Below are 14479 nucleotides of genomic sequence, written 5' to 3' on the forward strand. Positions count from 1 at the left end.
CAGCGAAGGGGCGCGAGTCGGTGGCGAAGGTGCAGCGGGTGCGGTACCCGGACCGGCCGGGCACCTTCATCGTGGTCGACGAGCTGGACCGGCCGATCGCACCGGCCCGCGAGTACCTGCGGTTCCTGACCGCGAGCGCGGCGTCGCCGAACACAATTCGCGCGTACGCAGCAGGGTTAGCGCAGTGGTGGACGGTGCTCGAGCACAGCGGGCACCGGTGGGATGAGTTCCCCACCACCTTGTTCGGGCAGTTCCTGACGTTCCTGCGGACCGGGGATCTGCCCGGAACCCGGCGGATCGGCCCCGAGGTGCTCGGCGGGTCGTCGACGGCGACGGTGCAGCTGCGGGCGACCGCGGTGCTCAGCTTCTACCGGTTCCACGCGGATGCGCATCATCTGCTGGGCCCGTACGAGAAGCTGTTCACCTCGCACAGGCAGTGGCGACGCCGGTCCCGGTACGTCGGGTTCCTCGACGGTGTCGGCCCCAGCCAACCCTCGGATCACCCGATCTACCGGGTACGGCAACCCAACCGGTCCGCCACCCCGGTGCTGCTGCCCCGGGAAGTCGCGGCGATCCTCAACGCGTGCGCCACCCATGACGGCACCCGCTGGTCCGGAGCCGGTCCCGGGTTGCGGAACCGGCTGCTGTTCGCGATCCTCGCCGAGACCGGGATGCGGCTCGGTGAGGCGTTGTCGTTGCGGCATCACGACTTCCACATCGGTGGCGGTGGTACCCCGTATGTGGAGGTCGCCGGTCGCCAGGACCACCCGCACGAGGTGCGATGCAAGACCGGGCCGCGGCGGATCTACGTCGGCGATGATCTCGCCGCCCTGTACTCGGAGTACGTGTGGGCGTTGATCGATGACGGCGCCGACCTGGAAGTGCCTGGTTTCAGTACGCATTTCGTGTTCGTCAATCTCACCCACGGCACACGGTTCGCGCCGATACGGCCGGAAACGGTGTACGCGGCGGTCCGGTCGATCACCCGCCGCTGCAACCACCACGCCCCGGACACAGCCACCCACACCGATACAGAGCCTGGGCAGCGGGTGCTGCAGCCGGGGTGGACGCCGCACTGGCTGCGCCATACCCACGCGACGGCGTTGCTGCTCTCCGGTGTCGCGCCGCATGTGGTGATGCGCAGGCTCGGTCACGCGGATGTGCAGACCACCCTGTCGACGTACGGGTGGGTCACCGAGGACGCCGAGATGCGGTCGATCGCGCAGTGGCGCAACTACGTCGCCGGATGGAAAGGCCTGCACGATGACCACCCCTGAGCACACGCCACGACTGTCGGCGGCGGCGGCGACCGCGTTCACCTGGCAGGCCCAGGCGGCCCTAGTGCCAGCGGCATGGCGCGAGCCGATCTACCAGATCGACGCCCCCGAGCACCGGCAGGTGTTCCGGCAGAACTCGCGCTACCTCGGCCGCCGTCTCGACTTCACCCCGCCCGGGTGTCCGCCGCGCTTCGCCCGGGAGGTGGCCTGGTACGTGTGGCTGTGCGCCACCGACCAGATCGCGAAGATCGAACCGGCGTACCTGCGGTGGTGCTGCGAGGCGATCTCCCTCGCCACCCACAGCTACACCCGTGAGCATGGGCACCCACCGGTGTCGATCACCGACCTCACCTCGGCGGCGCTGGTGCGGCACGCCCTGCTCGCGTACCAAGCCCGCAACAAGCGGCTCCCGCCGGTGAATACCCGCCGCAGCATCACCCACCTGATCGAACAGCTGCACCTGTACCTGTCGGTGCGGTGCACCGACCGCTCCTGGTGGGAACACGACATCTGGGACCTGCGGGTCGATCCACGGATCCCGCAACGCGACCACGAACCCAGCCACGACATGTGCGCCCGCCTCGGCGGCATCGAACCAGCGTGGCTGCGCGAAGGAGTGCGGTTCTGGCTGCGCGTGTCCATCACGGCGGAGCTGCTGCGCTGGTCCTCCGCGGTGGAACGCTCGAGGATGGCGACCCGGCACTTGGGGCGGTTCCTCACCGACACCGGACACACCGACGACCCTGTCCTCGCCGATGATCCCGCCCGGCTGCGGATGATCTTCACCGAGTTCGCCGCGTGGTTGCGCAGCCCGGCCGCCTCCGCCCGCCCGGACCGGCGGCTGACCGGCTCGGCGATCGAAGCGACCGTCTCCCAGACGCAGGTGTTCTACACGTTCATGGTCGACCACGCCCCCGAGGCGGCCGCCGCGACCGGCATCGCCCGCTGGGGCGAGGTCGGCCCGGCGCACACCCGCCTGTGGGGTCCGGCGTTCCGCCGCCGCGCCGCACCGAGGAATCGCGAACTGACCTGGTACAGCACCGGCGATCTGCAGCGGATGCTGTGCTACCTCGACGTCCTCGCCGCCGACCGCGGCCGCCACGTCACGCTCACCCACCCCGACGGCACCGTCTCCCTCGTCGCCGGCCTCGGGGACCCGCAGGCGGCACGGATCTGGCTGCTGCAGGCGCTCACCGGCCGGCGGGCCTCGGAGATCCTCATGCTCGACGTCGACCCGATCGAGCCCATCCCCGGCTTCGAACGCCCACCCACAGCCCCGGCAGAGCACCCCGCGAACAGGGCCGACAACAGGGTTACCAGCAGGGTTAACGACCGGGTTACCGGCGGGGTTGAGGGCCGGGTTGGGGACGGGGTTGGCACGGAGGCTGTGGCCAGCGACGACGCAGGCGACGGCGAGGATAGCGGGGTGTTCGTGGCGAAGTTGCGGTACCAGCAGACCAAGGTCGACGGGGTGATCCCGACGATCCTGATCGAGCAGGCCGTGGTCAACGTCATCGCCGAGCAGCAGGCCTGGCTCGCCGCGGCGCACCCGGACTGGTCGCCGCGGTACCTGTTCGTGCCGCTGCGCGATCACCACCAGGGCCGCCGGCACCGCCCCTACAACAGCTACCGGCAAGCCCTCAGTGGCCTCGACCGGATCCATGGGCTCACCGACTCCACCGGGCGGCCGTTGCGGTTCACCCAGACCCATCGGCTGCGGCACACCCGCGCCACCGAGCTGCTCAACGACGGCGTGCCCTTGCACGTGGTGCAGCGCTACCTCGGGCACAAGAGCCCCGAGATGACCCTCCGGTACGCCGCCACCCTGGCCGCGACCTCGGAGGCGGAGTTCCTCAAGCACAAGAAGATCGGCGCGGGCGGCGTCGATATCGCCCTGAGCCCCAGCGACATCTACGACATGACCCAGCTGGCCAAGCGCACCGACCGGGTCCTGCCCAACGGTGTGTGCCTGCTGCCGCCGGTGAAGACCTGCGACAAGGGCAACGCCTGCCTCTCGTGTGGGCATTTCGCCACCGACGCCACCCACCTCGACGAGCTCCGCGCGCAGCATGCGGCCACCACCGCGCTGCTGCAGGCCCGCCGAGAGCAGTTCCACGCCCGCACCGGCCGCACGCTGACCGACGACAACATCTGGGTGCACCAACGGCTGCGGGAGCTGCACTCCCTCGAGCAGATCATCACCCGCCTCACCGCCGAAGAGCCGGGCGGCGAACCGGGCCAGAGCGCCGCTGGGGCGGTGACCGGTGCCGGCGCCGCGAATCGGCTGCCGATCCTGCAGATCCAGACCCGCGGCAGCCACGAATCAGCCCTGCGCACCGCAGCAGGCACCACTGCAGGCACCACGGCAGGCGCCGCGTCAGGCACTGCTGCGGGCACCGGTGGGGATGGCGATGCCGCACACAGCGCCGGCGCGGGCGGTGGTGCGTCGTGACGGCCAACGACGCCTCCCTCGCTGCGCTCGCCGAGAGCGCGGAGATCCGGTCCGAGGCGTCGCGACGCAGAATCGACAAGGCGCTCAAGGCGATGCGACGCAACGGGGAAGCCATCAACGTCCAGGCCGTGGCCCGGCGGGCCGGGCTGGCCCGCACCACCGTCTACCGGCACAAGGATCTGCTCGGACAGATCCACCGCCAGCGCCGCACCGCAACCGCCGTGCCTTCTGATCACGCCGCCTCCGGGCAGGGCACTGCCGCATCCGATGCTGGGGTGGATCCATCGCGCGGAGTCGCCGCGGCGCTGCATCTGCGGATCCGGCAGAAGGACGCCACGATCGCGGAACTGACCGGTCAAGTCAAGGCCCTCGAAGCGACGATCGCCCGGCTGCACGGCGTCATCGACGACCTGTCCCCGGACTGAACCGAACCCCCAGGGGACTATTGCTGCCGACGAGGTAGGCGATCGCGGTCTGGCCGTCCAGGTCCCGCGACGGCGCGCACATCCACAGCTGGTCAACCCGCCGTGACCATCGCGTCAATTGACGCAGGGCACACCACCGGCCCCGACACCGGTTCCGGTATCCGGGGCGGGCGCGTCGGCGGCTACCTGCACTGACGCCCGTCCCGCTGAGCCGGTCACACCCGGTTTCCCCAGCGGCACGGCCCGCGAACCGGTGTTGCGGCTGCCCACTGTCGCCGGTGCTGGTGTCTGGAACTCGAAGGCCTGCCGCACCGCGGCCCGCACGGCGGCAGTGTCCACCAGGTTCACTGCCTGCCCGTCGATCGTCGAGTAGGCCCTCACAGGGAGGGTGGTGAAGCGCAGTCCGCCGAGGCGGAAATCGCTCATCTGCTGCGCGAACGCCACCAGATCCCACCCTGACGAGAGCACCACGTCCTGCTTCGTCGCGGCGAGCAACCGCTGCACGGTGCCCGCCTTCGACAGCGTTCCGTCCTGTTGCAGCTCGTGCATGACTGACGCCAGGAAAGCTTGCTGCCGGTGGGTCCGGTCCAGGTCGCCGTTGTCGAGCCCGTGGCGCTGCCGCACGAACGCCAACGCCTGCGTAGCATTGAGGTGCTGTACACCCGCGGGGAACCGAGCGCCAGAGTAGGAGTCTCGGACCGCACTGTTCAGGCATACCGTGACGCCGCCCAGCGCCTTGGCCACGTCGTAAAAGCCTACCAGCGAGACCTCGGCGAACCTGTCGATGGGGATCTGGAGGAAGGCCTCCACCGTCTTGATGGTGGCCGTCCGCCCGGCCTCGCGACCCATGTTCTCGAGCTGTGCGAGATCGGTGACTCCGTCGGCTCGCGCCGACGCCTCTGCCTGCGCCTTCGCCAGCCCGTAAGCTTCCTTGATCTTGACGTGGTCGTTGTCAGCGATGCCGGTGACTGGCACGTAATCGTCACGCGGAATCGACACAGCGGCTGCCTTCGACTTGTCCGCCGACAGGTGCACCACGATCAGCGTGTTCGTGTTGTAACCGCCCTGGCTGCCGTCGCCCGCGTGCAACTGCGACAGGACCGCGGCGGGAAGCTGCTGCCCGTTGCGATCTTTACGACTATCGAGGCCCATCAGCAGGATGTTCTCGCCACCATCGCTGGAACGCTGGCCGCCGGCCCGCTCGATCGCCGAGGACAACGAGAATCCGCCGATCGCCGTGCCGAGCATCCACCATCCGGCCCCGGTGACGGCGAGCGTGACGATCGACAACAGCGCCACAACAGCGTGCGCCCTCCCGAACCGCGGCCCCGACACCGGGCGGGCGGTGTTCCCAACCCCGTCGTCGACGTCTTCGACGGCGGGGGAGAGCCCAGATCGGTGTTCCATGATCGGCTCTCCTAGGTTCAACTGACTCGAAACGGGATCGTCCCCGCAATCGCGGCCCGGTTCGCGACCATTGCGATGCCGCTCGCCGCTGCCGGGTGGTAGTGGATTCTGCGAAACGACCCCGACCAGGATGGATCTTTTCTGCTCGCGAGCTGTCATAGGCCGAACGCGCCGCCGGAGACCAGGATGACGACGCCGAGGCCGATCAGGACCAGCGGGAACAGCACGCTTTCCCACCGCTCGAGGATCTCGGCGACCTGGCGGCGGGTGGCGACGAACCGGGCGACGAAGACCAGGGCACCGACGAGGATGAGGAACACCACGCAGTAGGCGATCATCGCTTGGCCGCTGATGCTGACGAACACCGGCACGTAGACGCCGATGTTGTCGCCGCCGTTGGCGAAGGTCACGCCCGCGACGCCGAGGACACCGATCCGGCTGCCGCTGCCCGCCCCGGTTCCGTCGCCGTCGTCATCGTCGTCGCGGCTCCGCCAGGCCGACCACGCCGCCCGCAGTCCGAGCAGCAGCGGGACCAGACCGAAGTACGGAATCGCGGACACCGGCAAGAACGCGCCGGCGCCGAGGGCGATGAGCACGGCCACGGCCAGGATGCCCGCGAATCCCAGGTATTGGCCCGCGGTGATCTTGACGGTGGTGCCGCGCTGGCCGGCGCCGCGGGCGAAGAACAGCGAGATCACGATGATGTCGTCGATATTGGTGGCCACGAACAGGCCGATGGCTTGTAGAACGGATGACAGCATCACCGCGGACCTCCTGCGAGGGTCGGGTCGAACCGGTCGGCGCAGTCGGTCGAGCAGAACCACCACCTCTGGCCGCCGGCGGTTATTCGGTGCGCTGGCGCGGTCGCCGGGTCGACGCGGACCCCGCACACCGGGTCGGCCGGGTGCGGTGGTGCCGCGAGGTCGAGGGTGTGGAGCTGTATCGGGGTGCTGATGTTGCGCAGGTTGCGTTCCCCGATCGCGGTGGCGGTCAGTCCGGCGCCGGTGGTGGCGGGCAGGATCGGGTCGGTGATCACGGCGTGGCCGGCGCCGGCGAGGGCGGTGATGCGGGCGGCGACGTTGACGGCGTGCCCGAACAGGTCACCGTCGCGGCCGACCGCACTGCCGTAGTGGATCCCGGCGCGCAGGGCGAGGAATCCGTCTTGGCCGGCGGCCGCGTCGGCGAGGGCGGTGATCGTGGCGAGCATCGCCTCGGGGGTGTCGGCGGTGAGCATCACCGCATCACCGATGGTCTTGACCAGCCGGGTGCCCGGCTGCAGCGCCCGGCGGGCCTGAGCGGCCAACCGGATGGCCAGTTCCGCGGCTTCCTGGTCGCCGCACATCTCGGTCAGGACGCTGTATCCGGCGAGGTCGACGAACGCCACCGCCACCTCACACCGATCGAGCCCGGCGAGCTCGTCGGCCCGGTCACCGTGATGATGCCCGTGCGGCGGCGGCGTGATCATCGGCCACCGCCGCGGCGGGCACGGAACCGCGTGATGATCGGGTTCTCGCGGACGGTGACGTCGGCCAGCGGCAGGGACGCCAGGTGCGGGTGGAGTTCGCCGCGGGTGATGAACCGGTGCGGTGCGCCTTCGAGGTGGTGCAGCAGCCGCGCCGGGGCGCTGCCGAGCAGGTCGTAGCCGACCAGCGTTCCGCCGGGCGCGAGCACCCGGGCGGCCTCGGCGAGTGCGCGTTCCCAGTCGACGACGTGGTGCAACATGATGAACGAGACGACGGTGTCGAAGGTGCCGTCGTCGAACGGCAGGGCGGTGGCGTCGGCGACCTGGGCGTGGGCACGATCGCCGAAGCCCTGGAGCCGGTCAGCGGCGGCGGCGACCATCACCGGGTCGAAGTCGGTGACCGTCACCTCCACGTCGCCGGGGCTGGCGGTGAGGATCTGTGCGGCCATCGCACCGCCCCCGCCGCCGATCTCGAGGACCCGCCCGCGGGGGCTGACGCCCTGCAGCGCCCATGGCAGCACCCACCGGCCGGTCGCCGCTTCCCACGGGGTGCTGCGGCAGAACCAGGATTCGATCGTCGACATCGACGGCATACCACCAGCTCCCACCATGCTCGCCCGGCCACGGAGTGTGACCCGGGAATTCTTCGTGACGATTCGATTACACCACAGAATCCCGCTATCATCGTCCACGAACGATGAGAGTCAGGTTTGTTGCGGCTCGGTGCGATCGCCAAACCGTCATTAGTCCGGACGATGTTGCCCTCAGATCTGCCTCACTGAAGACGCCTCTCCTGGGGCGCGTGCGCGAACGGGAGTGCAGACGGTGAATCCTCTGCGGAATCTGCAGCTCACGGCAGGTCCCGTACCCCTTCTGTTGCTCGTCGCGGGCGGTGCTGCTCTCGCTGGCCTGATCGGCGCGTCCCGTCGCACGGGGTCTGCACGGATCGTCCTCGCCTGCGTCGGCGCCGCCCTCGTTGTGACGGCGGTGGTGGACTACCTCGTGGAGTTCGTGTGGAAACCTTTCCCGGATCGCCTCGACCCGCTGGTGTTGCTGTGGATCGCTCTCGGAGTGTTGGCGCTGCTGCTGGCAGGAGCGCGTGTGGCGGGCGCCCCGTCGTGGCGGTCCGCCGGGTTGAGTAGCGCGGCTGTCGGTGTCGTGATGCTGATGGGGGCCGGTCAGGTCAACTCGTTGTACTCGGCCTACCCGTCGGTGGAGGACCTCCTTCCTGTTGACTACCCGGCAACGATGCCCAAGCCATCCCCCGGTTCGACAGTCCAGCGCGGGGTGGTGGTCAGGACGAACATCCCCTCCGTCCGGTCCCGCTTCGCCGCTCGGCAGGCGTTGGTGTACTTGCCGCCCGCGTACCTATCCGGCGCCCGCGAACAGTTGCCGGTCCTGATGCTCGTGCACGGCCAGCCCGGCGCGCCCCGTGACTGGTTTTCGGGCGGGAGGCTCGCACGGATCATGGACACCTACGCGCAGCGCAAAGGCGGCGTCACACCCGTCGTGGTGGTCCCGGACGCGACAGGTGGTCAGTTCGAGAATCCACTATGCGCCGATACCCGGCGCACGCGCGCGGCCACCTACCTCGCGGAGGACGTACCCGCCTGGGTACGTCAGAACCTGTCCGTCGCCCCGGCGGCGCGGGCGTGGGCGGTCGGCGGCTACTCGTACGGCGGCACCTGCGCCCTTCAGTTGGTGACGCGGTTTCCAGACGTCTTCCGCACGTTCCTCGCCTTGTCGCCGGAATCCGAGCCCGACCTCGGCGGAGGGCGCGAGCGCACCCTCCGGGAGGCCTTCGCGGGCGACCGAGGAGACTACGCCCGCGCCGATCCCATGACGTTGCTGTCCTGGCGCAAGTTCCCCGACACTGCTGGCGTTCTCGTCGCCGGCACCGATGATGCTGCGTCGACCGCCGCCGCACAGCGCGTGGCCGTTGCGGCTGCCCGCGCGGGCATGGACGTGCGGACCCTTCGGTTGCCGGGCGGGCACGACTTCACCGTCTGGTCGCGAGGTCTCACGGCTGAACTCGACTGGATCAGCCGCCGCCTGGGCCTGCCTGCCTAAGCAACAGCAGGACATTGGTCGCAGTCGGCTTGATGAGCGCCAGCCTCCAGTCTGTTGTACCGAGCGTTCAATGCTGTCACTCCCGGATCGTTCGAGGGGGCTCGATTACACCGACCAATACAGGTATCATCGTCGTATGACGATGAATGAGTGTTCGGTGGCGACCGGGGCGGACCTCGATCCGGCGGTGGCGTTGTTCCACAGTCTCTCCGACGGCACCCGGCTGGCGATCGCGACCCGCCTCGCCCACGGCGGCGAAGCCCGGGTGGCGGACCTGATGGCCGAGTTGGGCCTGGCGCAGTCGACCGTCTCGGCGCACGTGGCGTGCCTGCGGGACTGCGGGCTCGTCGAGGGCCGCCCGGAAGGCCGGCAGGTGTTCTACAGCCTGGCCCGGCCGGAGTTGATGGATCTACTCGCAGCGGCGGAAACGCTGCTGGCGGCGACGGGCAACGCCGTGGCGTTGTGCCCGAACTACGGCACCGACACCGCCGTACCGTGCTGCGGAAGCGACGGCACGACCGCGGCCGGGACCGAGGAAGCTTCGGCGGCGAAGGCGGTGCGGCGATGAGCGACGCATGCGGCTGCGGGCACGACGAACCCGCCGGTGAGGACGAGCAGGCCCCGGAGCACTGGTGGCAGGTGCGGGAGCTGCAGGCCGCCGCCGCGGCCGCAGTGTTTCTGCTCGCCGCGTACATCGTCGGCTGGACCGGCGGCCCCGAACCGATAGCCCTCGCCTTGGAGTGGGTGGCGCTGCTGATCGGGGCGTGGACGTTCGTCCCCTCCACGTTGCGCCGGTTGGCGAAGGGCAAGATCGGCGTCGGCACCCTGATGACGATCGCCGCGGTCGGCGCGGTGATCCTCGGCGAGGTCGGCGAAGCGGCGATGCTCGCTGTGCTGTTCTCCATCAGTGAAGGCCTCGAGGAGTACGCGGTCTCCCGCACCCGCCGCGGCCTACGAGCGCTGCTGAACCTGGTCCCGGACACCGCGACCGTCCTGCGCGACGGCACCCCGACCGTCGTCTCCCCCGACGAGCTGGCCGTCGGGGACTTGATGCTGGTCAAACCCGGTGAGCGGATCGCCACCGACGGCCTCATCACCGAAGGCCGCACCGCGCTGGATGTTTCCGCGATCACCGGCGAATCGGTGCCCGTCGAAGCCGGACCCGGCACGCAGGTGTACGCCGGGTCGATCAACGGCACCGGCGCCCTGACCGTGCAGGTCACCACCACCGCGGAGAACAACTCGCTGGCCAAGATCGTGCAGATCGTCGAGGCCGAACAGTCCCGCAAGGGCGACGCGCAACGCCTCGCCGACACGATCGCCAAACCTCTGGTGCCGGCGATCATGATCTTCGCCGCCGCCATCGCCATCCTCGGATCCCTCCTCGGCGACCCGGCCACCTGGATCGAACGGGCACTGGTCGTGCTCGTCGCCGCCTCCCCGTGCGCGCTGGCGATCTCCGTACCGGTGACCGTGGTCGCCGCGATCGGCGCCGCCAGCAAGATCGGCGTCCTCGTCAAAGGCGGCGCCGCCCTCGAAGCCCTCGGCCGCATCCGCACCGTCGCCCTCGACAAGACCGGCACCCTGACCGCGAACCGGCCCACCGTCGTCGACATCGCCACCACCGAACCCACCACCGACACCGCTGCGCCCAGCGTCGACAGCAGCGGCCCGGGCGGCACCGACAACGGTGGCCGCTCTCCGGGGCAGGAGTGGGTGCTCGCCGTCGCAGCGGCGCTCGAAGCGCACAGCGAACACCCCCTCGCCCGCGCGATCCTCGCCGCCCACGGCCAGACCACCGCCGCGGTCGATGTGCAGGCCGTTCCCGGGGCCGGCTTGACCGGTCTCGTCGACGGCCGCCCCGCACGGCTTGGGCGTCCCGGCTGGATCGAACCCGGCCCCCTCGCCGAGCGGGTCGCGGCGATGCAGGCCGGCGGCGCCACCGCCGTGCTGGTCGAATACGACGGGCAGGTCATCGGGGCGGTCGCCGTCCGCGACGAGCTGCGTCCCGAAGCCGGCGAGGTGATCGCCCATCTGCACCGCAGCGGCGCCACTGTCGCGATGCTCACCGGCGACAACACCGCCACCGCCACCGCCCTGGCGAAGATCGCCGGCATCGATGATGTGCACGCCGACCTGCGCCCCGAGGACAAGGCCCGCATCATCGGCGACCTCCGCCAGGATTCGTTCACCGCGATGGTCGGCGACGGCGTCAACGACGCCCCCGCCCTGGCCACCGCCGACCTCGGCATCGCCATGGGCGCCATGGGATCCGACGTCGCGATCGAAACCGCCGACGTCGCCCTCATGGGCGAAGACCTCCGCACCCTCCCCCAAGCACTCGACCACGCCCGCCGAGCCCGAACCATCATGCTGCAGAACGTCGGCCTATCCCTCGGGCTGATCGCGATCCTCATCCCCCTCGCGCTGTTCGGGATCCTCGGCCTCGCCGCCGTCGTCGCCGTCCACGAACTCGCCGAGATCGTCGTCATCGCCAACGGCGTCCGCGCCGGGCGAATCAGGGCGCTTGCCCAGGCGGGGAGCGGTGCTGGCCAGCGGACTCCGACCATGGTGGCGGTCGGTCAGTGATCACCGCGACGGTTCCGGCGGCGGCGACCGGTCGCGCACGCCTCGCGCGGCGGTGCGGGCTGCTGTCCATCGCCGCCGGACTCGCGGCCACCGATCTCGCCATCAAGGCCTGGGCCGCTAGTGCGCTGGCGGGCGACACAGTCATCGGAACTGGGCTGGTGCAGCTGCGGCTGGCATTCAATCCGGGTGCGGCGTTTTCGCTCGCCGCCGATGCCCCGGCGTGGGTGCTGCTCACAGTCACCGGCGTTATCACCTTCGCCGTTGCGGCCATCGCGTGGCGGATGGCGCCGAGCGCCGGGCGCCTCGGGCGGCTGGGGCTGGCAGCGATACTCGGTGGGGCAAGCGCCAACCTCATCGATCGGTTCCCCGATGGGGTCGTCACCGACTATCTGCACACCGGCTGGTGGCCGACGTTCAATCTCGCTGACACTTTCATCGTCAGCGGCGCTGCCATCTTGATCACCCTCACCGTATCGAGGAGTTCCGATGAGCGAGCACACTCACCTGAGCGCTGAGCTGCCCCCGATCAGGCGCTGGGCCGGGTTGGCAGCGCTGGTCATCGCCCTGCTTACCGTCGGCTTGGACTTGATGGTCCTCAATGTCGCCCTGCCCACCCTGGCGCAGGACCTCGGTGCTAGCACCACCCAACTGCAGTGGATCGTCAACGCATACACCCTCGTATTCGCCGCGCTGATGTTACCCGCTGGCGGTTTCGGGGACCGGTACGGCCGTAAACGACTCCTACTGTTCGGCCTCGTGGCGTTCGTCTCCGCGTCGGCGTGGGCTGCGTATAGCGGGACCACAGGCGCCTTGATCGCCGCGCGCGCAGTCATGGGTGTCGGCGCCGCGATCATCGTGCCACTATCGCTGGGAATTCTGCCGATCCTGTTCCCACCCGACCAGCGGCGCCGCGCGATTGCAGTGTGGGTGGGCGCTCTGGGCATCGGCCTGCCCCTGGGCCCGATCGTCGGCGGCTGGCTCCTGCAGCATTTCTGGTGGGGCTCTGTGTTCCTGATCAATGTCCCGGTCGGTGTTGCCGCCCTCATCGCTTGTATTGCACTACTTCCCGAGTCCTCCGACCCTGACGCACCACCGCTGGACTGGCCGGGCATTGTCACCGCTGTGACCGGAACAGCGGCCCTCGTGTTCGGGGTCATCCAGGCTCCCGACGACGGCTGGACTCACCCTGTTGTGTTGACGACCCTCGGTACGGGAGTGGTGCTCATCGCGGGATTCCTGGTGTGGGAGCGACGGGCCAGCCATCCGTTGATCGATCTGCGACTATTCTCCAATCCGGGATTCACCTGGCCCACCCTCGCGGCCACCGCGGGAACATTCACCCTCGTCGGTGTGCTGTTCGTTCTTCCCCAGTACCTGCAGATCCTCCGCCACCACGACGCTCTCGGCACCGGACTGCGACTCGTCCCGCTGGTGTTGGCGATCCTCGTCGCGGCCGCCGCCGTCGACAGCATCGTCACCCGCATCGGTGCGAAGATCCCGATCGTCGCCGGGTTATTCATCACCGCAATGGGTTTCGTCCTCGCCTCCCGCATCACCGCAGATTCCGAGTACGGCTTCATCGCCGCCTGCCTAGCCGTCGTGGGGCTAGGAGCCGGACTCGCCCTGGCACCGGCAGTCGACGCGGTCATGGCAACCCTTCCCGAACACCGCAGCGCTGCAGGCTCAGGGCTTCTCATGGCCATCCGGCAAATCGGCGCCGCATTCAGCGTCGCCATCCTCGGCACACTGCTCAATCTCACCTACGGCCGCGACCTCGACCCGCATCTGACCGGCCTACCCGCACCAGTAGCCGCCGCAGCCCGCGAGGGCATCGCCGCCGCACAACTCATCGCGGCGGACCTGCCCGGACCGGCCGGAGACGACCTCGCCGCTGCCAGCGCGCACGCCTATACCGCGGCGATGTCCGCGGTATTTCTCGCCAGCGCCGTGGTCAGTGCGTTACTCGCCGCGCTCATCGCCCTGCGCCTCCCCGCACGACGGGAAAATCCTGCCATAGCGGAGGGTTCCTGTGTGTTTGTCAACAGCCTGCCGAACTCGAAAAAAAATAGCGCCTGGGACGTCCTGTCTCGACGCTTCTGCCGACATCATGAACCGACACGGCGTCCGCGCAGCCTAGGCAAGGGCTAGGAAGAGTTTTTCTAGCTTCTGTTGGTCGACGTTGTCGGGGCCTTCGGTTGCCATGCAGTGCTGAAGGCCGGTGGCTACGAGGGCGTAGCCGCTGCGTCCGAGGGCCTTGTTGACGGCGGCGAGTTGGGTGAGGACGTCTTCGCAGTCGTCGCCGTCTTCGAGCATCCGGATGACGGTGGCGAGGTGTCCGTGTGCGCGCTTGAGCCTGGTGAGGATCGGCTTGGCAGCTTGCTCTGGAATCTTCACTCGGCGCCGCCGTCGGTGAGCGCGTCGAGCATAACGGTCAGCAACTCCCGGGCCTCTGTAGCGACAGCCGTGAGCGTGGGATTGCCGGTGAATCCCGGCATCACGTCGGGGTTCATGATCTCAACGACGGAGCCGTCGCCGTCTGCGCTGACGACCACGTTGCACGGAAGCAGGGAGGCAACCCGCGGATCCGCCTGTAGCGCTTGATGGGCGAGTTGCGGCCGACACGCGCCGAGGATCAACTTCGCCGGCACATCCACATCAAGCTTCGCCTTGAGGGTGGCTGCGATGTCGATCTCCGCGAGAACCCCGAATCCCACGCGCGCCAACCCCTCCCGCACCTGCGCCACAGCCTGCGCATACGGCGTCGGGAGTGACCTGGTCATCGTGAATTCGTTCATTG

The 14479-nt window shown here is 69.2% G+C and carries 13 protein-coding genes and 1 pseudogene; 8 read left to right on the forward strand and 6 right to left on the reverse strand.

What is annotated here, in order from left to right; genetic code table 11:
- Positions 1-20: 20 nt before the first annotated feature.
- The 3 genes and pseudogenes from BLW32_RS25320 to BLW32_RS25330 all read left to right on the forward strand — a co-directional run bounded on the left by BLW32_RS25320 (position 21) and on the right by BLW32_RS25330 (position 4154).
- Positions 21-1277: a tyrosine-type recombinase/integrase gene (locus BLW32_RS25320; protein ID WP_068567306.1), complete on the forward strand. Its 1257-nt coding sequence runs from the start codon at positions 21-23 to the stop codon at positions 1275-1277.
- Positions 1264-3618 (forward strand): annotated as a pseudogene (locus tag BLW32_RS28230) (tyrosine-type recombinase/integrase); the annotation flags it as partial. The gene BLW32_RS25320 and the pseudogene BLW32_RS28230, both read left to right, overlap by 14 nt.
- Positions 3619-3725: 107 nt before the next feature.
- A complete protein-coding gene (locus tag BLW32_RS25330; RefSeq protein WP_068567308.1) occupies positions 3726-4154 on the forward strand; it encodes a DUF6262 family protein in 429 nt (142 codons plus the stop codon).
- Positions 4155-4268: 114 nt separating this feature from the next.
- Here BLW32_RS25330 and BLW32_RS25335 read toward each other — a convergent pair whose 3' ends face one another.
- The 4 genes from BLW32_RS25335 to BLW32_RS25350 all read right to left on the reverse strand — a co-directional run bounded on the left by BLW32_RS25335 (position 4269) and on the right by BLW32_RS25350 (position 7607).
- Positions 4269-5561, reverse strand: coding sequence for an LCP family protein (locus BLW32_RS25335; protein WP_082756685.1), 1293 nt, complete (start codon positions 5559-5561; stop codon positions 4269-4271).
- A 155-nt stretch (positions 5562-5716) separates the two neighbouring features.
- Positions 5717-6325, reverse strand: a complete 609-nt coding sequence (locus BLW32_RS25340) for a cadmium resistance transporter (RefSeq protein WP_068567310.1) — start codon at positions 6323-6325, stop codon at positions 5717-5719.
- Positions 6322-7026 (reverse strand): adenylate/guanylate cyclase domain-containing protein, encoded by a 705-nt coding sequence (locus BLW32_RS25345; RefSeq protein ID WP_068567312.1) that lies wholly within the window; start codon positions 7024-7026, stop codon positions 6322-6324. The genes BLW32_RS25340 and BLW32_RS25345 overlap by 4 nt, the downstream gene beginning before the upstream one ends.
- Positions 7023-7607, reverse strand: a complete 585-nt coding sequence (locus BLW32_RS25350; RefSeq protein WP_231857358.1) for a class I SAM-dependent methyltransferase — start codon at positions 7605-7607, stop codon at positions 7023-7025. The genes BLW32_RS25345 and BLW32_RS25350 overlap by 4 nt, the downstream gene beginning before the upstream one ends.
- 394 nt (positions 7608-8001) lie before the next feature.
- Between BLW32_RS25350 and BLW32_RS25355 the strand changes: the two genes are divergently transcribed.
- From BLW32_RS25355 to BLW32_RS25375, 5 genes are all read left to right on the forward strand, one after another.
- Positions 8002-9093: an alpha/beta hydrolase gene (locus BLW32_RS25355; RefSeq protein WP_231857357.1), complete on the forward strand. Its 1092-nt coding sequence runs from the start codon at positions 8002-8004 to the stop codon at positions 9091-9093.
- A gap of 136 nt (positions 9094-9229) precedes the next feature.
- Positions 9230-9661 (forward strand): ArsR/SmtB family transcription factor, encoded by a 432-nt coding sequence (locus tag BLW32_RS25360; RefSeq protein ID WP_068568392.1) that lies wholly within the window; start codon positions 9230-9232, stop codon positions 9659-9661.
- On the forward strand, positions 9658-11682 hold the full coding sequence (locus tag BLW32_RS25365; RefSeq protein WP_068568394.1) for a heavy metal translocating P-type ATPase: 2025 nt from the start codon (positions 9658-9660) through the stop codon (positions 11680-11682). The genes BLW32_RS25360 and BLW32_RS25365 overlap by 4 nt, the downstream gene beginning before the upstream one ends.
- Positions 11679-12197, forward strand: a complete 519-nt coding sequence (locus BLW32_RS25370; RefSeq protein WP_068568396.1) for a signal peptidase II — start codon at positions 11679-11681, stop codon at positions 12195-12197. The genes BLW32_RS25365 and BLW32_RS25370 overlap by 4 nt, the downstream gene beginning before the upstream one ends.
- Positions 12169-13830 (forward strand): MFS transporter, encoded by a 1662-nt coding sequence (locus BLW32_RS25375; RefSeq protein ID WP_082756876.1) that lies wholly within the window; start codon positions 12169-12171, stop codon positions 13828-13830. Before BLW32_RS25370 ends, BLW32_RS25375 begins: the two co-directional genes overlap by 29 nt.
- Here the strand turns inward: BLW32_RS25375 and BLW32_RS25380 are convergent.
- Entirely contained in the window at positions 13816-14076 is a 261-nt protein-coding gene (locus tag BLW32_RS25380; protein WP_068568398.1) for a metal-sensitive transcriptional regulator, read from the reverse strand. The two genes, BLW32_RS25375 and BLW32_RS25380, sit on opposite strands and share 15 nt — an antisense overlap.
- Positions 14073-14477, reverse strand: a complete 405-nt coding sequence (locus BLW32_RS25385) for a DUF302 domain-containing protein (protein WP_068568400.1) — start codon at positions 14475-14477, stop codon at positions 14073-14075. The genes BLW32_RS25380 and BLW32_RS25385 overlap by 4 nt, the downstream gene beginning before the upstream one ends.
- Positions 14478-14479: the final 2 nt, after the last annotated feature.

The sequence above is a fragment of the Tsukamurella tyrosinosolvens genome (assembly GCF_900104775.1).
GTDB lineage: Bacteria > Actinomycetota > Actinomycetes > Mycobacteriales > Mycobacteriaceae > Tsukamurella > Tsukamurella tyrosinosolvens.